The organism is Rhodovarius lipocyclicus (assembly GCF_009900765.1).
Lineage (GTDB): Bacteria > Pseudomonadota > Alphaproteobacteria > Acetobacterales > Acetobacteraceae > Rhodovarius > Rhodovarius lipocyclicus.
Window position 1 is genome coordinate 96,901 of record NZ_JAAABL010000003.1, and the last position, 24,089, is coordinate 120,989.

Consider the following 24,089-nt stretch of genomic DNA (forward strand, 5'->3'; position numbering starts at 1 on the left):
GCGGAATGGCCATCAAGCCAGCATGCGCCAGGCCATACCGCCCAGCACCGCGCCATTCAGCACGAACAGCAGGATGGCGACGCGCGCGAAGACCGGCCCGATGGCGCGCGAGAAGAAGCCGCCCAGCAGTGCCACCCCCACCAGCCCCGGCGCCGTGCCCGCCGCGAAGGCCGCCATGCCGATAAAGCCGCCCAGCGCCGATCCCGAGGCGGCGGCGGCGGCCAGCGCGCCATAGATCATGCCGCAGGGCAGGGCCGAGAGCAGCAGCCCCAGCGCGAAGCCCCGCCACCCGCCCGGGCGGGCCAGCAGCGCCTGCAATGGCGCCTGGAGCGCCCGTGGAAAGGCGGGCTTCGGCCCCTGGGGCATCCGCAGTCCAGCACGCCGCGCGGCCTCGGCGAACATCAGCAGGGCCGCGAAGACCAGCAGCCCGGCCAACAGCCAGCGCAGGCCGCTGACACCCGCGACGAGCCCCGCCCCGGCGCCCGCCACGGCGCCCAGCACCCCGTAACCCAGCATGCGCCCGGCGTGATAGGGCAGCAGCATGGCCCCCATCAGCCGCGACAGCATCGGCCCGCCGGCGCCCTGGCCCGCCTGGGCCAGCACGAAGGGCGCGCACATGCCCGCGCAATGCGTGACTCCGCCCGCGAGCCCCGCCAGGAACAACGCCCCGGCCATGGCCAGCACGCCGCCCGGGCCCAGCGCCGTCAGGTCATGCAGGCAGTTGGCGAGGAATTCCATGATCAGCGCCCGATCCGCTGAGATCGGAAGCGCTGAAACGGCCGATCAACCAAGGGTAAGGGCATGGTTCATGCCTCACACCGCGGCGGAATGCCGCCCGGCCTTGGCCAGCCAGGCATCGAAGGCCGCGGCCACCACGCGCACGAAGGGCCGCCCGCGCGACGTCATCGTCACCCAGCGCCCGCGCACCAGCACCATGCCGGCCTCCATCAGCGGCACCAGGGTGGGCATGGCGTCGGGCAGCAGGTCGGCCGGCACCTCGACCATGAAGTCGCACATCAGGCGCTCGATCACGGCCCCCCGGCGGCGGTCGTCATCGGTCAGCTCAAGCCCACGGATGGTGGCGAAGCGGCCCTGCTTGATGGTGTTGCGATAGGTGCGGATATCGGGCTGATTCTGCACGAAACCCTGCGGCAGCTTGCCGATGGAGGACGCACCCAGCCCCAGCAGCGCATCCGCCGTATCGTCGGTGTAGCCCTGGAAATTGCGCATCAACCGCCCCTCACGCGCAGCGATCGCCAGAGCATCGTCCGGGCGGGTGAAATGGTCCAGCCCGATGGCGGTGTAGCCGAGCCCCGCCAGCAGGCGCCGGGCGGCCTCCGCCTGCTCCAACCGCGCCTGGGCGCCGGGCAGCCAGGATTCCTGGATCAGCTTCTGCTGCTTGCGCATCCAGGGCACATGGGCATAGCCGAACAGGGCGATGCGGTCCGGCGACAGGCTGTGGGCCATCAGCAGGCTGCGTTCCAGCTCGTCGCACCCCTGGTGCGGCAGGCCGTACATCAGGTCCAGGTTGATGGCGTCGATCCCGGCCTCCCGCAGGTGGCCGACGCCGGCCATCACCACCTCGAAGGGCTGGATGCGGCCGATGGCGCGCTGCACCTCGGCGTTGAAATCCTGCGCGCCCAGGCTGGCGCGGGTGATGCCGAGGCGCGCGAGGCCCCGCGCCAGGGCCTGGTCCAGCCCGCGCGGGTCCAGCTCGATCGCGTGCTCCGTCACATGAGACAGGTCGAAGCGGGCCGCGATGTGGGCTATCACCTGCTCCATGCCCGGCAGGCCCAGCATGGTGGGGGTGCCGCCGCCCCAATGGATGCGCGTGACACGCCGCGCCTGGGTGTGGCTGGCCACCAGCTCCACCTCCGCCAGCAGCCCTTCCAGATAGGCCATGACGGGTTCGGGGTGGTTCACCGCCTGGGTGTGGCAGCCGCAATAGGTGCACAGCGCGGTGCAGAAAGGCACATGCAGATAGAGCGACAGCCCGGTTTCCGTCGGCAATGCCTCCAGCCAGCGGGCATAGGTGTCCGCATCGACGCCCGGGTGGAAATGGGGCGCGGTGGGATAGGAGGTGTAGCGCGGCACGGCGCGCTCGGCGAAAGCCAGGCGGTCCTCGGACATGGAAAGCCCTTTCAATTCTAGGCTTCCATGCCAGGGCAGCGGTGCCCCCGCGTTGATGCGGATCAAGGCGCTATGGGAGAAAGATCGATCACCACGCGATTGTCGAGGCGGAAATGCCGCAGCTGCGTGCCGGGTGCCAATTCCAGCAGCAGGGCGCCGTTCCGCTCGGCGGTGGCGCGCAGCGGCGCCACCGTCGGCAGGCCGCGCGGCATGCAGGTGGCGCCGGGGAAGGTCAGCAGCGCGGCGTCGCCCTGGCGCTCCAGCCGATAGGGGGTGGGGGTGCGCCATTCCAGCACCAACCGCGTGTAGGTGGGGTGCCGGGCGGCACGGACCACGAGCTGCGCCGGGCCACAGGCGGGCAAGGTAGGCACGGGCGCGGGAGGCGGGGCGGCTTCGGCCGGAGGCGGCACAGGTTCCGGGAGCGCGGCCGGGGCGGGCGCCACGGCTTCGGGTTCGGCGGGTGCTTCCGGCGCGCGTTCCGCCACGGGGGCCGGCGGCTCCGGCGTCACATTGGCGAATTGCGGGGCTTCCGGCTCCCTCGCGCGCAGCTGCGGCGGGGCGGGCTCCGGTTCCGGCATGGCCAGCGCGGCCTGCGGCGCGGGGCGGCCCAGCCAGCCCCACACGCCGACGCCACCCAACCCCGCGCCCAGCAACAAGGCCAGCGCCACCGGCCAGATTGGCCGCCGGGCGGGCGGCGGAGGCACAGGCGCCACCACTAGCACCGGGCGCGGCGCCAACGGCGCCTCGGGCGCGCGCAGGGCTTGGCGCAATGCCTCCGCCATCGCGGCGGCGCTGGGGAAGCGGTCGCCCGGCTCCTTCGCCAGGGCGCGGGCCACCACCAGATCCAGCGCGCCGGGCAGACCGGGGGCCAGGCTGGAGGGGGCAGGGGGCTCCTGCCGCAGGATGGCATTGAAAATGGCCGGCACATGCCCCGCGAAGGGGCGCTCGCCGGTCAGCATCTCATGCAGGACGATGCCCACGGCCCAGATGTCGGTGCGCGGCGTGATCTCGCCATGCTGCAACTGTTCCGGCGCCATGGCGTAGGGTGTGCCGAGCATGTCGCCCGCCACGGTCATGTCCGTGGCCTCGACGCGCGCGATGCCGAAATCGACCAGCCGCACCTGGCCCAGCCTTTCCTCGGCTGTCGCGGTCAGCAGGATGTTGGCGGGCTTCACATCCCGGTGGACGATGCCGCGGTCATGTGCGGCCTGCAGCGCGTCCAGCAGGTCGCAGGTCACGCGCACGGCCTCGGCCAGGGGCGGACGGCCCTGTTCCAGCACCTGGCGCAGCGTGTCGCCGATCACCAGCTCCATCACGATCCAGGCGAAATCCGGCATCTCGCCGAAATCGTGCACGGAGACGATGCCGGGATGGGACAGCCGGGCGAGCGACTTCGCCTCCCGGTAGAAGCGCAGCAATTCGTCGCGGCTGGCCCCCCGCAGGGGCATGGTCTTCAGCGCGACCAGCCGGGCGAGGTTGCGGTCATAGGCCTCGAACACCGTGCCGAAGGCACCGCGCCCGATCATGTCCCGGATCTCGTAGCGTTCGGCTACCAGGGCGCCGATCATGCCCGTCTGGCTGGCGCCAGCGCCGTGGGTGGCATCGGGCCCGCCGCTGAAACTGCTATCCTGCGGCATGCGCCGGCTGGGCCCCTTCCTTGCGGCCACAGGGGCCACGGACCGGCAGTCTATCATTCAAATGTTTAACGCGAACTTCGCCATCGGCCATGATCGGATGAAATTTGTCACCCAAGCCCCGGAAATACCGACGAATTGCATGAAAACTGGTGAGCCGGGCGGGACTCGAACCCGCGACCACATGATTAAAAGTCACGTGCTCTACCAACTGAGCTACCGGCCCTGGCAGCGCGCCGGGTGAGCCCGGCGCACGGCGCGCGCTGCCTCATGGGGCAGAGCGCGCCGCTCGTCAATCAGCCCCCAGCCTTATGCCGGGTCGGCGGCCACGCGCATGCGGATGATCTTGTCCGGATCGCGCACCTGGCCGGACTGGCCGGCGCCGCGCTTGATCTTGTCCACCGTCTCCATCCCGGCCACGACCTGGCCCCAGATGGTGTACTGGCCGTCCAGGAAGCTGCCCGGGGCGAACATGATGAAGAACTGGCTGTTCGCGCTGTTCGGGTCCTGGGTGCGGGCCATGCCGCAGGTGCCGCGCAGGAAGCGCGCGCGCGACGGCTGGCTGAACTCGGCCGGCAGGTTCGGCAGGTCGGAACCGCCCGTGCCGGTGCCGGTCGGGTCGCCGCCCTGGGCCATGAAGCCCTCGATCACGCGGTGGAACACGACGCCGTTGTAGAAGCCGCGGCGCGTGAGCGTCTTGATGCGCTCCACGTGCTGCGGCGCCAGGTCGGGGCGCAGCTGAATGGTGACGGTGCCGTCCTTCAGCTCCATCAGCAGGGTGTTCTCGGGGTCCTGCGCGCGCTGGGCGTCGGCTTCGGTGCTGTCGGACATGATGGCTCCAGCTAAAGGAATGGTGGCAAGCAGGGCACGGCGTTGCATGCGGTGCTCCCTTTTATTGCGGCGAAGGTTGCGGGGAAACACGGGCGAGGGTGCGTTCCAGCGTCAGCTTCGGGACGAAGGAGGAGATGTCCCCGCCCAGATTCGCGATCTCCTTGACGAAGCGCGAGGAGATGAACTGGTTCGTCTCGCTCGCCGTCAGGAACACCGTCTCGATGTCGTTGTCCAGACGGCGGTTCATCCCCGCCATCTGGAATTCGTAGTCGAAATCGGACACGGCACGCAGGCCACGGATGATCATCTGCGCACCCACCTGCCGCGCGAAACCGATGAGCAGCCCGGTGAAGGGCATCACATCGATCTTCATGCCATAACGCGCGGCGAACTTGTCGGTTTCGGCCCGGACCAGCTCCGCCCGCTCATCGAGCGGGAACAGCGGCCCCTTGCCGATATTGATCGCGACACCCACCACTAGGCGGTCAACAAGACGCGCCGCGCGGCCGATGATGTCGAGATGGCCGTTGGTCACCGGGTCGAATGTGCCCGGATAAAGGGCCACCCGTTCAGGCATCTGGTTCTTCCTCCCCACTGTCGAGAACAGGGAAGCAGCTCGTGATGTGCTCCCCTTCCTCCATGCGCAGCATGGTCACCCCCATGGCCTGACGGCCGGTGATGCGCACCTGGTCGGAGGGCAGGCGGATGAGCCGCCCGCCATCGGTCACCATCATCACGTCGTCGCCCGGGTTCACCAGGAAGCTGGCGGCGACCGCGCGGCCCGTGCGCGCGGAGAAGCCGATATTCGTGATGCCCTGACCGCCACGGCCCGTCACCCGGTACTCGTAGGCGCTGGATTTCTTGCCGAAACCCTGGTCGGTGATGGTCAGGATGAACTGTTCGGCCAGCTCCAGCGCGGCGATGCGCTCGGGGCTCAGCGTCACTTCGGCCGCGACCTCGGCCTCCTCCTCGGGGATCGGCGCGGTCTCGACTTCCTCGGCGCCCACGGCACGGCGCTTGGCCCCGGCATAGCGCAGATAGGCGGCCCGTTCCTCGACGGTGGTCTCCACATGGCTCAGCACCGCCAGCGAGATCACCACATCGTCGCCCAGCAGGCGGATGCCGCGCACGCCGCTGCTGTCGCGCCCGGCGAAGACGCGCAGCGTCTCGCTTTCCGCCACGAAGCGGATGCACTTGCCCGCGCGGGTCGAGAGGAACACGTCGTCGCCCTCGCGGCAGGTGGCCACACCCACCAGCGCGTCACCCTCATCCAGCTTCATGGCGATCAGGCCGGAAGCGCGGACATTCTTGAAGTCCGACAGGCGGTTGCGGCGCACATTGCCCTGCACGGTGGCGAAGACCAGATGCAGGTTCTCCCACAGGCTTTCATCCTGCGGCAGCGGCAGCACGGCGGTGATGCCCTCGCCTTCCTGCAAGGCCAGCAACTGGCGCAGGCTGCGGCCACGGCCGTTCGGCCCGCCCTCGGGCAGCTGCCAGACCTTGCTGCGGAAGGCGATGCCACGGCTGGTGAAGAACAGCACCCATTGATGCGTGTGCGCGACGAAGCTGCGCATCACCACATCGTCCTCACGCGTGGAGGCCGCCGAACGCCCGCGCCCGCCGCGGTTCTGCGCGCGGAAGGTGTCGAGCGGCGTGCGCTTCACATAGCCGTCGCGGGTGATGGTCACGACCATGGTGCCCGGCTCGATCAGGCTCTCATCGTCCAGATCGGCCACCACATCGTCGATGCGCGTCAGGCGGGGGCTGGCGATCTGGCCGCGCACGGCGATCAGCTCCCCGGTCATCACCTCCATCCGGCGCGGGCGGGAGCCCAGGATGTCCAGCAGGTCGCGGATGGTCTCACCCACCTCGCCCAGCTCGTTGGTGATCTTGTCGCGCTCCAGGCCCGTCAGGCGCTGCAGGCGCAGTTCCAGGATGCCGCGCGCCTGGGCTTCTGTCAGGCGCACCGTGCCCTCGGGGGTGATGACGTTGCCCTCGTCCTGGATCAGTTCCAGCAGCACGCCGACATCGCCGGCCGGCCAGTCACGGGACATCAGGGCCACGCGGGCGCTGGCGGCATCCGGGCTTTCGCGGATGACGCGGATCACGGCGTCGATATTGGCCACCGCGATGGCCAGGCCGATCAGGTTGTGGCCGCGCTCCCGCGCCTTGGCCAGGCGGTAGCGGGACCGGCGGAGGATCACGTCCTCCCGAAAGCGGATGAAGGCCAGCAGCGCGTCGCGCAGGCCCATCTGCTCCGGCGTGCCGTCGTTCAGCGCCAGGAAGTTCACGGCGAAGCTGATCTGCAGCTGCGTCATCCGGTAGAGCTGGTTCAGCACCACCTCCGCCGTCGCCTCGCGCTTCAGCTCGATCACGATGCGCAGGCCCTCGCGGTCGCTCTCGTCGCGCAGGTCGGAGATGCCCTCGATCGCCTTGGCGCGCGTCAGCTCCGCGATCTTCTCGATCAGCGAGGACTTGTTCACCTGGTACGGGATTTCCGACACCACGATCATCTGCCGGCCGCCGCGCATCTCCTCGATCTCGCAGGCCGCGCGCAGCGGGATGGAGCCGCGCCCGGTCTCGAAGGCCGAGCGGATGCCCGAGCGCCCGAGGATGATGCCGCCCGTGGGGAAATCCGGCCCCGGGATGATCTTCATCAGCTCCTCGAGGCTGGTCGCCGGGTCCTCGATCAGCTTAAGGGTGGCGTCGATCACCTCGCCGGGGTTGTGCGTCGGGATGTTGGTGGCCATGCCCACCGCGATGCCGTTGGCGCCATTGACCAGCAGGTTCGGGTAGGCGGCGGGCAGCACCCGCGGCTCCTGGGAGCTTTCGTCGTAGTTCGGCTGGAACTCGACCGTGTCCTCGTCGATGCCTTCCAGCAGGGCGGCGGCGGCCTTGGCCAGCCGGGCTTCCGTGTACCGCATGGCGGCGGCCGCATCGCCGTCCATGGAGCCGAAATTGCCCTGGCCGTCGATCAGCGGCACACGCATGGAGAAAGGCTGCGCCATGCGCACCATGGCGTCATAGATCGCGCTGTCGCCATGCGGGTGATACTTACCCATCACGTCGCCGACCACGCGGGCGGATTTGCGGTGGGGCTTGTCGGCGCCGTAGCCGGCCTCATGCATCGCGAACAAGATGCGGCGATGCACGGGCTTCAGGCCGTCCCGCACATCGGGCAATGCGCGGGAGACGATCACGCTCATGGCGTAATCGAGGAAGCTCTTGCGCATCTCCCGCGCGATACCGATGGGCGCCACATCATAGCGCGGTGCTTCGGGCGGGGTATCCGGTGTGTCGCTCAAGGGGTGCTCTTGGCTTTCAGGGCATAAGGATTGGCGCGCCGGAATCACCCCGCGCGCCACATTCGGTCACACTCGTATAGGCGTTCCGGGCGCCCTCGCCAACAGCCCCGGAAGCCCTTGATCAGGCAGGGTTTCCGGCGCCCAGCGCGCGGCGCATCAGGGCGGTCAGCGCCGATGCCTCCTCCGCTGGCAGGGCGGCCAGGGTGCGGGCATGGGCCTCACGCGCCAGGGGCTCCATGGCGGCGAGCAGCGCCTGGCCCTCGGGGCTCAGGGCGCAGCGCATCTCCCGGCCATCCTTCAGGCCCCGCCGGCGCTGCACCAGCCCGCGCGCATCCAGCCGCGCCAGGCTGCTGGCGGTGGTCGAGCGGTCCAGCGCCACGTCATGGGCCAGGGTGGTCTGGTCGGCCTCGCCGCGCGCGGCGATGGCGCTCATCAGGCTGTACTGCACAGGGGTGACGTTGAAGGCGGCCGTCAATTCCATGAACAGCGCGCCGTGCAACTGATGCAGGCGGCGGATCAGGTAGCCGGGGCGGTCGGCCAGGGGCCAGGCCCCAACCGGCGCCCCAACTGGTGCCGACGAAATCGGCGCTTGATCCGCATCAATGCCCAATGCCGCGCCAGGGCGGGGAATCTCATCCATATCTGCGCTCTCTGTCACATTGCGCGCACGCGGTGATGCGACCAAACCTTCAGTGCACGTAACATCTGGTGGAGCCCGTGACCATGCCCTTCATGACCCGCCGCGCCGCGCTGGCGCTGGCCGCCGCGCCGCTGGCCGCCCCCGCCGTGGCGCAGACCGCGAACATCAAGCTGACGCTGCCCTGGCTGGCCCAGGGTTCCACCGCCTATGCCTATATCGCCAAGGAAATGGGCGCCTTCCAGCGCCGGGGCCTGAATGTGGATGTCAGCCGCGGCACGGGGTCCGTCGCCGCCGCCCAGGCCGTGTCCCAGGGGCAGTTCGACTATGGCATCGTGGGCGCGGGCCCCATGATCCTGGCCGCCGCGCGCGGCCTGCCCATCCTGGCCACCGCCACGGTCAACTACGACATGACCATGGGCATCGCCCTGCGTGAGGACAGCCCGATCCGCACCGCGAAGGACCTGGAAGGCAAGAAGCTGGGCGCCGTGCCGACCAGCGCCGAATTCCCTTTCTGGCCCGCCTTCGCCCAGCGCGCCGGCATCAACACCAGCACCATCACCATCGTGCAGATGGACAACCGCGTGCTGGAGCGCGGGCTGATCGACCGCCAGGTGGACGCGATCACGGCCATCGGCTCCTCCTCCATCCCCGTAATGCAGGCCCAGCGCGCGGCGCACCGCTTCATCCCCTATTCCTCGGCGGGCGTGAACTTCTACGCCAACGTGATCTGCACCCGCCCCGAGGTGCTGGCCAGCCGCCGCAGCCAGGTGGAGGCCGTGACCGAGGCCCTGCTCGAAGCCGCCGCCTTCCAGTTGAAGGAGCCCGAGCGCGCCATCGACATGTTCATCAAGCAGGTGCCCGAGATCGGCATCACCCAGGGCGGGCGCGAGAATGCGCGGCTTTCCCAGGGGCTGATGCAGTGGACCATGGTCGCGCCGGAGGCCATCGACAACGGCCTGGGCTACACCGACATGGCCAAGTGGACCGCCATGACCGACTTGGTGATGCAGTATGGCGCCCCCGCCGACGCCACCCGCCCGGCCACCGAGGCGGTCGTCAGCAACACCTTCGCCGGCAAGGTCAAGCTCTCCGCCGCCGAATGGGCCACGATCCGCACCAACCTGGCCCCCTTCGGCCAGATGCTGGGCTGAGGCCATGATCAGCCTGCGTGGGGTCCGTAAGACCTATGCCTCCCCGGCCGGGCCGGTGGAGGCGGTGGCCGGGGTGTCCTTCGACATCAAGGAAGGGGAGTTCGTCTCCATCCTCGGCCCTTCGGGCTGCGGCAAATCCACGCTGCTGATGATGCTGGCGGGGCTGGAGCATGCCTCCGCCGGCACGATCCAGGTGGCGGGGGAGGCCCTGACCGGCCCCCGCCGCGACGCCGGGCTGGTGTTCCAGGATGCGACCCTGCTGCCCTGGCTCTCGGCGCGCGACAACGTGCTGTTCCCCATCAAGATGATGCGGCTGGAGCGGGACAAATACGTGGCCCGCGCGGAGGAACTGCTGCGCTCCGTGGGCCTCGGCGATTTCATGGACAAGCGCCCGCGTGAGCTGTCGGGCGGCATGCGCCAGCGCGTGGCTCTGTGCCGCAGCCTGATCCACGAACCCAGCATCATGCTGATGGACGAACCGTTCAGCGCGCTGGACGCCATCACGCGCGACGAGATGGCGCTGGTGCTGCTCGACCTGTGGTCGCGCCACCGCAAGACGGGCGTGTTCATCACCCATTCGATCCGGGAGGCGGTGTTGCTGTCCGACCGCGTGCTGGTCATGACGCGCCGCCCGGCGGTGGTGGTGGCCGATGTGACCATCCCCTTCGCCCGCCCGCGCGACGAAAGCATCCAGGACAGCGCCGAATTCAACGCGATCGTGGCCCGCCTGCGCGGCATGATCGAGCACAGCATCAAGGAGGCCGCATGAGCGACGCCGTCCTGCCCGCGGCGCCCAGCGTGGCGCCGCCCACCTCGCTCGCGCGGCATTGGGTCGCGCAGGTCGTGCTGCCCGTGCTGTTCGCGGCGGCTGTCCTGGGCATCTGGGAGGCGCTGGTGCGCTGGTACCAGGTGCCCGAGGTCATCCTGCCCGCGCCCAGCGTGATCTGGCGGCGCATCCTCTCGGCCTGGCCCTTCCTGGTGCAGCATTCGGTGCCGACCGCAGTGGAGGCGGCGCTCGGCTTCGTGATCGCGACCGTGTTCGGCATCCTGCTCTCGGTGCTGCTGGTCTATTCGCGCTGGGCCTATGCGGCGCTGTATCCCAACGTCGTGTTCTTCCAGCTGATCCCCAAGATCGCGCTGGCGCCGCTGTTCATCGTGTGGCTGGGCATCGGGCCTTCCTCGCGGCTGGCGTTCTCGGTGTTCATCGCCTTCTTCCCGGTGGTGATCGCCACGCTGACGGGGCTGAACTCCACGCCGCCCGACATGCTGCGGCTGTGCAAGGCGCTGACGGCGCGCAACTGGCAGGTGTTCCTGTCGGTGCGCTTTCCCTATGCGCTGCCGCACATCTTCTCGGGGCTAAAGATCGCTGTCACCTTCGCCATCATCGGTGTGATCGTGGGCGAGTTCATCACCGCCCAGGCGGGGCTTGGCTATCTGGTGCTGTTCGCCTCCAGCCAGGCGGAAACCCCGCTCATTCTCGCCGCCATCGCCATGCTGTGTGTCGTGGGGCTCGTGCTCTACGGCATCGTCGCGGGCGCCGAGCGGATCATTCTCAAGCGCTACGGTCACTAGGAGCATCACCATGCAATACGACCTGCTGCTCAAGGGCGGCCATGTGATCTGCCCGGCCCAGGGCATCGACGGCATCCGCGACGTGGCCATCAAGGATGGCCGCATCGCAACCATCGAGGCCGAGATCCTCCCCAGCGCCGCGAAGACCGTGACCGATGTGAAGGGCAAGCTGGTGCTGCCCGGCATGATCGACACCCATGCGCATATCTACACCTATGTCTCCGGCCGCTTCGGCCTGCCGGCGGACATGGCGGGCGTGCATTCGGGCGTGACCAGCCTGATCGACCAGGGCGGTGCCTCCTGCATGACCATGCCGGGCTTCCGCGAGTTCATCGCCAAGCCCGCGAAATCCCGCGTGTTCAGCTTCATCAGCGCCTATGTGGTGGGCGGGCTGGAAGGCCACTACTACCCCACGCTGTACGGGCCCGAGAACGTGGACGTGGAGGCCACCGTCAAGATGGCCCACGCCCACCCGCAGCTGGTGCGCGGCGTGAAGGCGCATGCGGAACTCGGCGGCATCGCCCGCTTCGGGCTGGAAGTGCTGAAGAAGGCCGCCCAGATCGGGCGCGAGGCCGATCTGCCGGTCTATTGCCATTTCGGCCAGCTGTGGCCCACGCCCAGCACCGGCCGCAACGGCGTGGACCCGGATGAGATCCTGCCCCAGGTCGTGCCGCTGCTGCGCGCGGGCGACATCCTGGCCCATCCCTTCACCCGCCACCCCGGCGGCTTCGTGGACAAGCGCACGGGCAAGGTGCACGCCATCGTGCAGGCGGCGCTGGATGCCGGGCTGAAGGTGGATGTGGGCCACGGCAGCCATTTCAGCTTCAACATGGCGCGCATCAGCCTGGATGCCGGCATCATGCCGGACACGCTGGGGGCGGACATGCACGGCTACAACACCCGCATGCCGGCCCCGGGCACGCCCGACCAGCATTCGGACCCGGAGGAGGATCACCCCTTCACCGGCAAGGCCCGCTTCTCCCTGACATTGGCGATGACGGAGCTGCTGGCGCTCGGCGTGCCGCTGGACAAGGTGGTGCGCATGGTCACGACTGGCCCCGCCGCCATGCTGCGCATGCAGGATGAGGGCATCGGCACGCTGCGCGTGGGTGCCATCGCCGATGTCTCGGTGCTGGACGACGCGCGCGGCCGCTTCAAGCTGGAAGATAATGAGGGCACCGTGGTGGTGGCCGACCGCATGCTGACGCCCGACTTCTGCCTGCGTGAGGGCGTGCGCTACGAGGCCGACGCGCCGATCCTGCCCCAGGCCGTGGCGGCCTGATGTCACGCCAGGGGGTGGGGGCGCCGGTCCTCCGGAAGGAGGATGGGCGCTTCCTGCGCGGGCGCGGGCGCTATGTGGGCGACATCGCCTTCCCGGGCATGCGGGAGGTCGCCTTCCTGCGCAGCCCGGTGGCGCATGGCATCATCCGCGCGATCACCAAGCCCCAGGGGTATGAGGCCCAGGTCTTCACCTGGGCGGATCTGGAGGGCGTGCAGCCGATCCGCGCGCCCTCATCGCTGCCGGGCTTCCGCAAATCCGACCAATATCCGCTGGCCCATGGCCGCGTGCGCCAGGTGGGCGAGCCCATCGCCATGGTGATGGCCGCCACCCGCGCCGAGGCCGAGGATATCGCCGAGATGATCGGCCTGGACATCGAGGAACTGCCGGCGGCCACCGACATGCTGGCGCACCGCGCCGGCCCGCCGATCCATGAGAACTGGCCCGACAATGTGGTGCTGCACACGCTGGTCGATGACGACATCAGCGATGTGGCGGCGCCCATCGTCGTCCGCCGCCAATTGCGCACCGCGCGCCAGCACATGGCGCCCATGGAGGGGCGCGGCGTGGTGGTGCGCTGGGATGAGCGCATGGAACAGCTGGAGATGCACAGCTCCAGCCAGATGGTGCATGTGACCAAGACGGGGCTCGCCGAATGCCTCGGCCTGCCGGAGGCCGCGGTGCGCATCATCGCCCCCGATGTGGGCGGCGGCTTCGGCTACAAGGGCATCCTGCTGCAGGAGGAAGTGGCGATGGGCTGGCTCGCCCGGCGGCTGGGCGGCACCGCCCTGCGCTGGATCGAGGACCGGCGGGAGGCGCTCTCGGCCCAGGCCAATTGCCGCGAGCACCATTACGACATCGCCGTGCACGCCGACCATGACGGCCGCATCCTGGCCATCGACTGCGAGGCGCATGTCGATAGCGGCGCCTATTCCGCCTACCCCTTCAGCGCCTGCCTGGAGGCGGCGCAGGTCGCCTCCATCCTGCCCGGGCCCTATGTGGTGCCGCGCTATCGCTGCCGCACCTGGAGCGTGGCGACCAACAAGGCGCCGATCCTGCCCTATCGCGGCGTGGCGCGGACGGGCGTGTGCTACGCGCTGGAAACCACGCTGGATGCGGTGGCGCGGCAGGCGGGCATCTCCCCGGTGGAGCTGCGCCTGCGCAACCTGCCGGGGCCCGAGGCGATGCCCTACATCAACATCACCAACAAGATCTTCGACAGCGGCGACTACCCGGAGGCCCTGCGCCGCGCGGCCGATGCCGTGGATGCCGCGGGCTTCCCCGCCCGCCAGGCCGCCGCCCGCGCCGAGGGCCGGCTGATCGGCCTGGGCTTCGCGGTGTTCTGCGAGCAGGGCGCGCATGGCACCAGCGTCTATCACGGCTGGGGCATTCCCTTCGTGCCCGGCGCCGAGGCCGCCCAGGTGCGCCTAACCCCCGATGGGGGGCTGGAAGTGCGCGTGGGCGTGCAGAACCACGGGCAGGGGATGGAAACCACGCTTGCCCAGGTCGCGCATGAATTGCTGGGCATGCCGCTCGATCGTATCCGCATCATCCATGGCGACACGGCGCTGACGCCCTATTCCACCGGCACCTGGGGCAGCCGCAGCGCGGTGATGGCGGGCGGGGCGGTGGGCGATGCCTGCGCCCTGCTGCGAGAGCGCGTGCTGGCCATCGGCGCGCATCTGCTGCAAGCCGAACACGTCGAATACCGCGACGGCGCCATCCACGCGGGCGCGGCCAGCGTGCCGGTCGCCGAGATCGCCCGCATCTTCCACCGCGCCCCGCAGCAGTTGCCGCCCGAGATGCAGACGCAAAGCCTGGAGGTCACGCTCGGCCACAAGACGGTGCGCGACACCGGCACCTTCAGCTACGCCGCCCATGCGGTGGAGGCGGAGGTGGATGCGGCCACCGGCCAGGTGAAGCTGCGGCGCTATCTGATCGTGGAGGATGGCGGCGTGTTGCTGAACCCGCTGGTGGCCGATGGCCAGGTGCTGGGCGGCGCGGCCCAGGGCATCGGCACGGCACTGTATGAGGAAATGCCCTTCGACACGGCGGGGCAGCCGCTGGCCTCCACCTTCGTGGACTATCTGCTGCCCGGCGCCGGCGAGGTGCCCGATATCGAGATCCTGCACATGGAAACGCCGAGCCCCATCAGCCGCTTCGGCCAGAAGGGCATCGGCGAGAGCGGCGCCATCGGCCCGCCGGCGGCCATCGTGAACGCCATCAACGACGCCATCGCCCATCTGGGGCGCGAGGTGACGGATATCCCGGCCACCCCCGAGCGCATCCTGGCGGCCTTGGCATGAAGCCCGTCGCCTTCGACTACGCGCCCGCCGAGACCCTGGCGGGCGCGCTGGCCGCCCTGGCCGCCCCCGGCGCCAAGCCGCTTTCGGGCGGGCAATCCCTGGCGCCGACCATGAACCTGCGCTTGGTGCGGCCCGCGACCCTGGTGGATGTGAAGCCGCTGCCGGGCCTGCGCGACGCGCTGGAAACCCCGACCGGCCTGCGCCTGGGCGCGGCCATCACCCATGCCGAGATCGAGGACGGCGCGGTGCCGGATGTGACCTGCGGCTTCTTGGCGCATGTGGCGCGCGGCATCGCGTACCGCGCCGTGCGCAACCGGGGCACCATCGGCGGCAGCCTGTGCCACGCCGACCCCGCCGCCGATTGGCCGAGCTGCATGGCCGCACTCAACGCCACCATGATCGTGGCCGGGCAGGGCGGTGAGCGCCGCATTCCGGCACGCGAATGGATGCGCGCGCCCTTCGTCACGGCGCTGGCGGCTGGGGAAATCCTGCTGGCCGTGGAGATCCCGCGTCTGCCGCCCGGCAGCCGTTGGGGCTATGCCAAGATCAACCGCAAGGTGGGCGAATTCGCCAAGGCCCTCGGCGTCGCCTTGCCGGGTGTGCTGCTGGCCGGCGCCATCGAGGGACCACCCGCGTTGCTCGGCAGCCTGGACGACCTCCCGCCGGGCCTCGACGCCCAGCACCGCCAACTGGCCGCCGTGGCCGTCACCCGCGCCGCCGCGATGAGGGACGCCGCATGATCACCCTGACCGTGAATGGCGAGGCCCGGCGCCTCGACACCCCAGCCCGCACCCATCTGGCCGATGCGCTGCGCGATGGCTGCGGCCTGACCGGCACCCATATCGGCTGCGAGCAGGGCGTCTGCGGCGCCTGCACCGTGCTGGTCGACGGCAAGCCCGCGCGCTCCTGCCTGCTCTATGCCCATGAGGCCGCGGGCAAGACCGTGACCACCATCGAGGGGTTGGACGACGATGCGGTGGCCGAGGCGCTGCGCGCTGCCTTCAGCCGCCATCATGCCCTGCAATGCGGCTATTGCACGCCGGGGATGATGGTGACGGCGCGCGACATCGTGCTGCGCCTGGGCGCCGTGGATGAGGAGCGCATCCGCGAGGAGCTCGCCGGCAACCTGTGCCGCTGCACCGGCTATCGCGGCATCGTGCGCGCGATCGCGGAGGTGGCGGCCAACCGCCCCGTCCTGCCCGCCGCCGCCCCGCGCCGGGAAGCCCCGGCGGTCGCGGCCCCCGTGCTGGCAACCGTGGCTCCCGCCGTGGAGCTGCCCAACCGGATCGAGCACCAGGAGGCCCTGGCCGTGCCGCTGGAGGCCGCCTGGGCCATCCTCTCAGACCCCGCGCGCATTGCCGCCTGCCTGCCGGGCGCGGCGCTGACCCGGCATGAGGGCGCGGTGCTGGAAGGCACCTTCACCGCCAGCCTGGGGCCGATCTCCGCCAGCTTCGCGGGGGTGGGCGAATGGGCCGTGGGCGATCATGCCGGCAGCGTGCGCGGCCGGGGCCGGGACGGCGCCAACGCCGCCGAAGGCCAGGTGGAGTTCCACCTGACCCCGGCACCGGAAGGCGCGCTGCTGAATGTCGTGCTGTCCTGGCGGCTGACCGGGCCCTTGGCGCAATTCTCGCGCCCGGCCTTGCTGCGCGGGCTGGTGGCGGGGCTGGCCGGGCAGTTCGCCCGCAACCTGGAACGCGCCGCGCGCGGAGAGGCGCCGGCGAAGCGCCTCTCCCTGTGGGCCCTGATCCGGGCCTGGATCTTCGGGCGGTAGAGCGTGATCGCCGGAGGTGGAATCACCGCAGGCGTGAATCACGCGGCTCAATTAAAGTTAGAGTGTGAGCCGTGCGCGAAGGCGCACGGATCATGCTCTAACCGCCGAAGGTCCGGTTGTCGCCGGGCCGCAGCCGCAGGTCCGGCCGCAGATTGGTGAAGGGCAGGGTGGCCGGATCGGCCACCACGGGCCCCGGCGCCGCCGCCACCAGCACGGTTTCCGCGATGGGCTGGAAATGCGCGCGGAAATGCACGCTGCTCTTCACCGCCACGATCTTCATCGCGGCGGGCTCGATGCCCACGCTGCGGAAGGCCTCCTGGTCATGGGCCTGCATCTTCAGCGAGGTCAGCACCACCTGCACGCCCGGCGCCACGCGGATGCGCGCGCTGGGGCCCAGATTGGCGCGGTTGCCGCCGCCCATCGGGCCGCTGAGGGTGAACTGCCCGTTGGTCAGCTTCTCGACCGTCGCGGTCACCTCCAGCGGTGCCTCGCCGCTGGCACCGCCCAGGATCAGTTGCAGGGTGGCGCCCTCGCCGGCCGCGTGGCAGGCGGCGGCGGAGCGTTCGTCGTTGAAGATGGCGAGCGCCGCGCCCTCTGCGCCCTGGCGGATCAGCTCGGCCAGCAGGCCGGTGGTGTCGCCATGGCCGCCGCCGCCCGGGTTGTCCTGGGTGTCGGCGATGACCACGGGCTTGCTCGCCGTGGTGGCGATGCGGATGGCCTGGGCCACCGCCTCACCGGCCGGCAGCACGCCGCCGCTGAAGGCCGCTTCCTGCGCGTTCAGCGCCGCCAGGAAGGCGTCGGCCGCTTCCTCCGCGCGCTCACCGAAGGCAGCGATCGCCTGGCCGCAGCCCGGGAAATCCGCGTAGGGGAAGCCGAAGCAATAGGCGAGTTCGGCCAGGCCGTATTCCTCGGCCATCGCGGCGCGGGTGGCCATCATGCCCGCCATGGGTTCGACCATCGTGCACTGGCTGGTGATGGGCAGCAGGAAATCGGCCACGCGGAAGGCCTTCTTCCACGGCCCCTCGCCCTTGATGCGGCGCAGCAGCAGCTTCATCGCCTGGCCGCCGGCGTATTTCATGTCCACATGCGGATAGGTGCGATAGGGCACCAGCGCATCCGCCATCTCGACCATCAGCGCGGTCATGTTGGCGTGGGGGTCCAGGCTGGCGGTGATGGGCACGTTCGGGCCCACCACGGCGCGCGCCCGGCGCAGGATCTCGCCCTCGGCGTCGGGGAAATCCTCGCTGACCATGGCGCCGTGCAGTTCGATGAACACGCCGTCCAGCGGCCCCGCATCCAGCGCACGGGATAGGGAGGCCATCATCAGCCCGGTGATGCGCTCGAAGGCCTCACGCGTCACGGGGCCGGCGGGGTTGGCGAAGGCCCAGACCAGGGGGGCGATCTCCACCCCCGCTTCCTCGGCCACCGCGATGGCGCCGGCGGCGGGCTGGGCCGTGCCGCGCATGGTGGCCACCAGCGTCTCGGGGTGCTGCAGGGTGGGGAAGCCGCCCGTCTCGATGAACTCGCGATAGCCTGTCGGCAAAGGAGCGAAGGAATGGCTTTCGTGCTGAAAACCGCCGATGGCTACACGCATGGTTACCCCTCTTTAACGTGGTCGGCTCTGGGTATAGTCCCAGAAATCGAAAGCGAAATCCTGCTGGGCGCGCGCACCCAGATGACAGGTGAAGCAGGCCCGCATCGACGCCGCGGTGTCCATCCCCGCCTGGCGGGTCAGGTCAGGGTTGAAGCGGGCGTATTCCCAGTTTCCGTTGCGGATATCAGCCGGATAGCCCTCGCCCCAGCCTTCGCGCTTTTCCTGCACGGAAAGCAGGAAGGGCGCGGGTTCCGGGATCAGCCGGCCGCGGATGTCGCGCAACAACGCGCCGTCCGGGCCGGTGCGGGCGCGGTGGTCGGCCATCACGATCATGGTGCCGTTGGGCAGCGGCGCGCCCGGGGTGGCGGCGAACAGCGCCTCCGGGTTCACGTAGAAGCGGCGGATGATCCGCCGTTCCACATTGTCGATGCTGCTGTAGTTCAGGAAACGCTGCGCCCAATCGGCGGGCATGCTGATGTTCAGCGGCCCCGGCGTGTAGGGCGCCTGGGCGGGCGCTGGCGACACCCCGGCCAGAAGCAGGGCGATGGCGGCGATGGCTGGGCGCATGGTGGCTCCTGGCTGTCTTTCTTGGGCCAGGATCACATGGCCCCGGACGCGGGGCTTACCAGGGGCGCGTTCGCGGTGGCGATTCGCGCCCCCGCCGTCAGCCCCCGCCCGGGGATGCTCATGCCTTCACCACTTCCGCGGTGGCCAGCACACCATCGGCCAGCACCTTGAGGCCGGCTTCGGCCCATTCGGGGGTGATGCTCTCGGCCTCATTGTGCGAAAGCCCGCCATGGCAGGGGGTGAAGATCATCACGGTCGGCACATGGCGGGCCATATAGACCGCGTCATGCCCGATGCCGGTCGGCATGGTCTTCCACTTCAGGCCCCGCGCCTTGGCCGAGGCCTGGCAATGCGCCACCAGCTTCGCGTCGAAGGGCGTGAGCGGGCTGTACCAGAAATCCTTCACCTCGATGCCCAGCCCCCGTTCGGCGGCGATGGCGGCCCCCGCTTCCCGCAGCTTGGCCGCCATCAGGTCCAGCGCCGGCACATCGGAATGGCGGGTATCGACGCTGAACCACACCTCGCTGGGCGCCACGTTGCGAGAGGACGGATACAGCCGCATCTGCCCCACCGTGGCCCGGCCCGGCTCACCATCCGGGGCCAGGGTGGTCAGCGCGATCTCCTCCAGCGCGGAGATCAGCTTGGCCGCCCCCATCATGGCGTCGCGGCGGCCGGCCATGGGGCTGCCGCCATGGGCGTCCTCGCCGGTCACGACCACTTCCAGCCAGTTCTGGGCCAGGGCGCGGTCCACCACGCCCAGTTCCAGCCCCTCATCCTCCAGGATCTTGCCCTGTTCGATGTGCAGCTCGAAATAGGCGGCGCAGTCGCGCAGCACGGTGGGGTCGGCCTCGCCGCGCCAGCCGATGGCCTCCAGCTCCTTGCCGAAGACGGCGCCTTCCTGGTCCTGCTTGGCCAGGATCTCCTCCTCGGTGAAGACGCCCATGGCCACGCCGCTGCCCATCATGGGCGGCGCGAAGCGGGCGCCTTCCTCATTGGTCCAGTTGATCAGCAGCAGGGGGGCGCGGGTCTGGATGCCGGCCTCATGCACCGCGCGCATCAGTTCCAGGCCCGCCAGCACGCCCAGCACGCCGTCGAACTTGCCGCCGGTGGGCTGGGTGTCCAGATGGCTGCCGAAGGCGACCGGCTTGGCCTTGGGGTCCGTGCCTTCGCGCCGCAGCATCATGTTGCCCACGCGGTCCACGGTCAGGGTGCAGCCCACCTGCTGCGCCCAGCGGGCCAGCAGGTGGCGGCCCTGGTTGTCCACCTCCGTCAGGGTCTGGCGATTGCTGCCGCCCTTGGGCGTGCCGCCGATCTTCGCCATCTCCATCAGGCTGTCCCACAGCCGCGCGCCGGAGAGGGGGATATTCGTGCTCATAGGCTTTCCACTCCACACCATTCGGCCATCGCCAGCGCGATGGCCCGCGTGCAGGCGTGGATGCTCTCCACCCCCACATTCTCGTCGATGCCGTGGATGTCCACGGCATCCGGCCCGAACACCGCCACCGGCGTGCCCTGGTGCAACACGAAGTGCCGGCCATCGGTCAGGCCCGTGGCCGGGTAGTCACGCAGGCTGCCCCCCGTCACGTCCGCCCAGGCCCGGCGGGCGAGCTTCACGATCGCCGCATCCGTATCGAACACGCAAGGATCGGCCATGAAGCCCTTGAATTCCAGCTTCACCTGCGCGCCGCGCAACCGTTCATGGGTGGCGGCCTGGGCCACCAGGCGCTCGATATCCGCCTTGGTCCGGGCGGCCGTGTAACCCTGCATCACGCCCACCCGCAGGCCGATGCGGCAACGCGTGGCGACGGAGCTGTTCCACTCCCCGCCCTCGATGGTGCCGAGGTTGATGTTCACGGGGTGGTTCACGCCCCGGAAGGCCGGGTGGATGTTCTCGGCGCGGTTGCGCTCGTTCTCATAGTCCTTGAAGGCGCCGGCGATGATGTTCGCCGCCTCGATGGCGTTCACGCCCGCCTGCATGTCCCGCACATGGGCGGGGCGGCCGCTGACCGTCACCCAGGCCCAGACCACGCCGACCTCGGCGGTGTAGAGCGCCTCGATGCCTGGGCCGGGCTCGGGGATGATGACGGCATCGCATCTCGGCAGGGCCAGCATGCAGGCGGCGGCACCATTGCCGGTGCATTCCTCCTCGATCACCGCCTGAAGCTGCACTTCGGCGGCGGGCTGCAGCCCGGCATGCCGCAGCGCCGCGAAAGCGCCGAGATAGGCGGCGATGCCACCCTTCATGTCACCCGCGCCGCGCCCGAAGATCCGGCCATCGCGGATGACCGGCTGATAGGGCGGGCTCTCCCACATGTCGGCGGCACCCTCGGGCACCACATCCACATGGCCCTGCAACACCAGGGAGCGCCCACGCTTCTCGCGGGGCGTGTGGATGGCCACCACGTTGTCCCGCCCCTCATACGGCACCAGCGGGGGCGACCAGATGGGGTCGTCGGTGGGGATGGTGGGAATCCGGCGCGGGGCCAGGCCCAGCGCCCGGTACTGCCGGTCCATCTCATCCAGGGCGGAGGCCTCGTTGCCCAGGGTGCTGGGGCAGCGCACCAGGCGGAACAGGCTGTCCAGGGTGGCGGACTGCAACTCATCGCAGGCGGCCAGGATGGCGCGCTTGGCGCCGGGGTCCAATGTCATGCTCATCGCGCGGGGAGTATGGCGCGACGCGGTGCGGGTGCTAGCCTCCCGACCCATGAAAGCCTTCGCCCATCCCGATGAGGCGCTGCATGCGCCGCAATTCTTCCTCACCCGTGGTCGTTTGCGCGGCAATTTCGAGGTGCCGGCCCGGGCGGAGAGCCTGCGCCAGGGACTGACCTCGCTGGGGATCACGCCCGAGACTCCGGCCCATGGCACCGCCGTGGACGCGGCCCGGCTGCACAGCCCGGACTACATCGCCTTCCTGGCCGAGGCCGCCGAGAAGTGGGCCGAACTGCTCGACCCGGGGCCGGAGGTGGTGCCAAACATCCACCCCAGCCCGGAGATGCTGGCCCAGACCCGCACCGCGCCGAAGCACATCGTGGCCCGCGCGGGGGCCTATACGGCCGATACCGCCTGCCCGATCGGGGCGGGCACCTATCAGGCGGCGATGTCGGCCGTGGGCTGCGCGCTGGCGGCGGCCGAGGTCGCGGTGGCCGGCGGCACCGCCTATGCGCTGTGCCGCCCGCCCGGGCACCATGCCTATGCCGCGCGGGCGGGCGGGCATTGCTACATCAACAATTCCGCGCTGGCGGCCCAGCGCCTGCGGGATGCGGGGGCGGCCCGGGTGGCGGTGCTGGACATCGACAGCCACCACGGCAACGGCACCCAGGGCATCTTCTGGGACCGCACGGATGTGCTGACCATCTCCCTCCACGGCGACCCGGGGCAGTATTACCCCTGGTATGTCGGCTTCGCCGATGAGGTGGGGACGGGCGAGAACCTGAACCTGCCGCTCGCCTTCGGCTCCGGCGACACGGAATGGCTGGCGGCGCTGGAGGTGGCGCTGGCCCGCATCCGCGCCTTCAAACCGGACGCGCTGGTGGTCCCCCTCGGCTTCGATGCGTCGGAGCATGAACCCCTGGCCTCGCTGAAGGTGACGGCGGAGGGCTTCGCCCGGGCGGGGGCCGCGATCTCGGCGCTGAAACTGCCCACCGCCATCTGCCAGGAGGGCGGCTATGCCGTCGATCACCTGGGCCATCTGCTGCACCGCTTCCTGGGAGCATGGGCATGACGCTCTGCCTGGATACCCATATCGACATCCGCTGGCCGGAGCCGCCGGACTGGACCACCGACACCCAGATGCTGGTGGACATGCCCAAGATGAAACAGGGCGGCATGAGTGCGGCCGTGTTCATCGCCTATGTGCCCCAGGGCAAGCGCGATACCTCGGGCCATGCCCAGGCCGGCGCCCGCGCGGAGGCCATGCTGCGCCACATCCGCGCGCGCGGAGAGGCGCCCGGCGCCCGCTTCTGCGCCACCCCCGACGAGACCGAGGCGGCCTATGCCGCGGGTGAGGTCGCGGTGCTCTCGGCGGTGGAGAATGGCTATGCGATGGGCCATGACCTGTCGCGCATCGCGCTGTGGCGCGGGTTGGGCGCCCTGTACCTGACCATGACGCATGACGGCCACAACGACCTATCCGACAGCGCCCGGCCCAAGCCCGCGCTGGGGGACGCGCCGCAGGAACATGGCGGGCTGTCGGCGCTGGGCGAGCAGGCGGTGGCGGAGATGAACCGCGTGGGGCTGATGGTCGATGTCAGCCACACCTCGCGCGCCGCGATGCTGCGGCTGGCCGCGATCAGCCGCACCCCGGTGGTGGCGACCCACACCGCCTGCACCGCGCTGTGCCCGCACCCGCGCGGCATCGACGATGAGCAGCTGGACGCCCTGAAGGCCTGCGGCGGCCTGGCGCAGATCACCGCCGTGCCGGCCTTCCTGAAGCAGCCGCCGCCGAACCAGCCGGCCCGCGCCGGGGTGGCGGAGATGGTGGACCACATCGATCACGCGGTGGCGCGGATCGGGCTGGACCATGTGGGCATCAGCAGCGATTTCGACGGGGGCGGGGCCGTGCATGGCTGGTCCAGCGCCGCCGAGACCCGGAACGTGACCGAGGAACTGCGCCGCCGCGGCTATGGCGAGCGGGAGATCGGGCTGCTCTGGAGCGGGAATTTCCTGCGGGTGTGGCGGCTGGTGTTGAAGGGAGCGCCGTAACCCACGCTTCCCCTAATAGCGTGTCCAGATCTGATCGGTGACGCGCAGATTGAACTCGCAATCATACAGCTGCAGCCGGGCGCCGTTGTTGGTGCCCGGCGCGCCGGCCACGTCGATGCAGCGGCCCGACAGCCGGTTGCGGATATGGCCCGAGGGCAGGAGTTCCCACCGCTGGTCGGTGGGCTTGCCGCTGATGCTGCGGCCGTCCGTTTCGCAGTCCCACAGGATGAGCGGGGCGCTATTGAGCGTGCCGGGTGCGCCAGAGACATCGAGGCAACGTCCGGACAGGGTGTTGCGGATGAAGCCCTGGGGCGTGAATTCCCACATCTGATCCGTCGGGGAGCCATTCGGATTCATGCCGCTGCGCTCGCAATCATACAGGATCAGCGGGGCACCATTGCGCGTGCCAGGTGCGCCGGAAACATCGAGGCACCTGTTGGAAAGCCGATTGACCAGCATCTGTCCGCGCAGATTGCCTTGCCCCCAAGAAGCGGCGGGCACAATCAAGACAAGAAGGGATAGGATGCACCCGAAAAAGGCGGTCGATTTCACGTTCATGTCAGAAACATCAAGGGAGAGGATGTTTCCCTCAAGTTACAATGCCGTAT

Annotated in this window: 21 protein-coding genes and 1 tRNA gene; 9 read left to right on the forward strand and 13 right to left on the reverse strand. The window is 69.8% G+C overall.

Annotation, left to right across the window (positions count from 1 at the left end; translation table 11 throughout):
- Positions 1-12: 12 nt before the first annotated feature.
- From GT007_RS05640 to GT007_RS05675, 8 genes are all read right to left on the reverse strand, one after another.
- Positions 13-738 (reverse strand): sulfite exporter TauE/SafE family protein, encoded by a 726-nt coding sequence (locus GT007_RS05640; RefSeq protein ID WP_160120607.1) that lies wholly within the window; start codon positions 736-738, stop codon positions 13-15.
- A gap of 75 nt (positions 739-813) precedes the next feature.
- Complete coding sequence (gene hemN, locus GT007_RS05645) at positions 814-2,130, reverse strand: oxygen-independent coproporphyrinogen III oxidase (RefSeq protein ID WP_160120608.1); 1,317 nt, start codon at positions 2,128-2,130, stop codon at positions 814-816.
- A gap of 62 nt (positions 2,131-2,192) precedes the next feature.
- Entirely contained in the window at positions 2,193-3,767 is a 1,575-nt protein-coding gene (locus GT007_RS05650; protein WP_160120609.1) for a serine/threonine-protein kinase, read from the reverse strand.
- Positions 3,768-3,914: 147 nt separating this feature from the next.
- Positions 3,915-3,990, reverse strand: a tRNA-Lys gene (locus GT007_RS05655).
- An 83-nt stretch (positions 3,991-4,073) separates the two neighbouring features.
- Complete coding sequence (locus GT007_RS05660; RefSeq protein ID WP_457852334.1) at positions 4,074-4,535, reverse strand: peptidylprolyl isomerase; 462 nt, start codon at positions 4,533-4,535, stop codon at positions 4,074-4,076.
- A gap of 121 nt (positions 4,536-4,656) precedes the next feature.
- The gene (gene coaD / locus GT007_RS05665) at positions 4,657-5,172 is read right to left on the reverse strand and encodes a pantetheine-phosphate adenylyltransferase (RefSeq protein WP_160120611.1); all 516 of its coding nucleotides are present in this window, start codon (positions 5,170-5,172) and stop codon (positions 4,657-4,659) included.
- A complete protein-coding gene (gyrA, locus tag GT007_RS05670) occupies positions 5,165-7,900 on the reverse strand; it encodes a DNA gyrase subunit A (protein WP_160120612.1) in 2,736 nt (911 codons plus the stop codon). The genes coaD and gyrA overlap by 8 nt, the downstream gene beginning before the upstream one ends.
- Before the next feature lie 121 nt (positions 7,901-8,021).
- Positions 8,022-8,381, reverse strand: a complete 360-nt coding sequence (locus GT007_RS05675; protein WP_201451805.1) for a MarR family winged helix-turn-helix transcriptional regulator — start codon at positions 8,379-8,381, stop codon at positions 8,022-8,024.
- Between the two features lie 242 nt (positions 8,382-8,623).
- On the opposite strand from GT007_RS05675, the gene GT007_RS05680 reads away from it, so the two are divergent.
- From GT007_RS05680 to GT007_RS22880, 7 genes are read left to right on the forward strand one after another with little or no spacing between them, the layout of a single operon-like run.
- Positions 8,624-9,691, forward strand: a complete 1,068-nt coding sequence (locus tag GT007_RS05680; protein ID WP_160120614.1) for an ABC transporter substrate-binding protein — start codon at positions 8,624-8,626, stop codon at positions 9,689-9,691.
- Between the two features lie 4 nt (positions 9,692-9,695).
- Positions 9,696-10,460 (forward strand): ABC transporter ATP-binding protein, encoded by a 765-nt coding sequence (locus tag GT007_RS05685; protein WP_160120615.1) that lies wholly within the window; start codon positions 9,696-9,698, stop codon positions 10,458-10,460.
- A complete protein-coding gene (locus tag GT007_RS05690; protein WP_160120616.1) occupies positions 10,457-11,263 on the forward strand; it encodes an ABC transporter permease in 807 nt (268 codons plus the stop codon). Before GT007_RS05685 ends, GT007_RS05690 begins: the two co-directional genes overlap by 4 nt.
- A gap of 10 nt (positions 11,264-11,273) precedes the next feature.
- On the forward strand, positions 11,274-12,545 hold the full coding sequence (locus tag GT007_RS05695; protein ID WP_160120617.1) for an amidohydrolase/deacetylase family metallohydrolase: 1,272 nt from the start codon (positions 11,274-11,276) through the stop codon (positions 12,543-12,545).
- Positions 12,545-14,848, forward strand: a complete 2,304-nt coding sequence (locus GT007_RS05700; protein WP_160120618.1) for a xanthine dehydrogenase family protein molybdopterin-binding subunit — start codon at positions 12,545-12,547, stop codon at positions 14,846-14,848. Before GT007_RS05695 ends, GT007_RS05700 begins: the two co-directional genes overlap by 1 nt.
- Complete coding sequence (locus GT007_RS05705) at positions 14,845-15,588, forward strand: FAD binding domain-containing protein (RefSeq protein ID WP_160120619.1); 744 nt, start codon at positions 14,845-14,847, stop codon at positions 15,586-15,588. Before GT007_RS05700 ends, GT007_RS05705 begins: the two co-directional genes overlap by 4 nt.
- Positions 15,585-16,619 (forward strand): 2Fe-2S iron-sulfur cluster-binding protein, encoded by a 1,035-nt coding sequence (locus GT007_RS22880; RefSeq protein WP_201451806.1) that lies wholly within the window; start codon positions 15,585-15,587, stop codon positions 16,617-16,619. Before GT007_RS05705 ends, GT007_RS22880 begins: the two co-directional genes overlap by 4 nt.
- Before the next feature lie 97 nt (positions 16,620-16,716).
- Here GT007_RS22880 and GT007_RS05715 read toward each other — a convergent pair whose 3' ends face one another.
- From GT007_RS05715 to GT007_RS05730, 4 genes are all read right to left on the reverse strand, one after another.
- On the reverse strand, positions 16,717-18,213 hold the full coding sequence (locus GT007_RS05715) for a M81 family metallopeptidase (protein ID WP_160120620.1): 1,497 nt from the start codon (positions 18,211-18,213) through the stop codon (positions 16,717-16,719).
- Positions 18,214-18,225: 12 nt separating this feature from the next.
- Entirely contained in the window at positions 18,226-18,780 is a 555-nt protein-coding gene (locus tag GT007_RS05720; RefSeq protein ID WP_160120621.1) for a cytochrome P460 family protein, read from the reverse strand.
- A gap of 118 nt (positions 18,781-18,898) precedes the next feature.
- The gene (locus GT007_RS05725) at positions 18,899-20,155 is read right to left on the reverse strand and encodes a Zn-dependent hydrolase (RefSeq protein WP_160120622.1); all 1,257 of its coding nucleotides are present in this window, start codon (positions 20,153-20,155) and stop codon (positions 18,899-18,901) included.
- Entirely contained in the window at positions 20,152-21,435 is a 1,284-nt protein-coding gene (locus GT007_RS05730; protein ID WP_236571520.1) for an ArgE/DapE family deacylase, read from the reverse strand. The genes GT007_RS05725 and GT007_RS05730 overlap by 4 nt, the downstream gene beginning before the upstream one ends.
- A gap of 49 nt (positions 21,436-21,484) precedes the next feature.
- Between GT007_RS05730 and GT007_RS05735 the strand changes: the two genes are divergently transcribed.
- Positions 21,485-22,501, forward strand: coding sequence for a histone deacetylase family protein (locus tag GT007_RS05735; RefSeq protein ID WP_160120623.1), 1,017 nt, complete (start codon positions 21,485-21,487; stop codon positions 22,499-22,501).
- Positions 22,498-23,481 (forward strand): dipeptidase, encoded by a 984-nt coding sequence (locus GT007_RS05740; protein ID WP_236571521.1) that lies wholly within the window; start codon positions 22,498-22,500, stop codon positions 23,479-23,481. Before GT007_RS05735 ends, GT007_RS05740 begins: the two co-directional genes overlap by 4 nt.
- A 12-nt stretch (positions 23,482-23,493) precedes the next feature.
- On the opposite strand, the gene GT007_RS05745 is transcribed toward GT007_RS05740, so the two are convergent.
- Complete coding sequence (locus GT007_RS05745; RefSeq protein ID WP_160120625.1) at positions 23,494-24,039, reverse strand: RICIN domain-containing protein; 546 nt, start codon at positions 24,037-24,039, stop codon at positions 23,494-23,496.
- Positions 24,040-24,089: the final 50 nt, after the last annotated feature.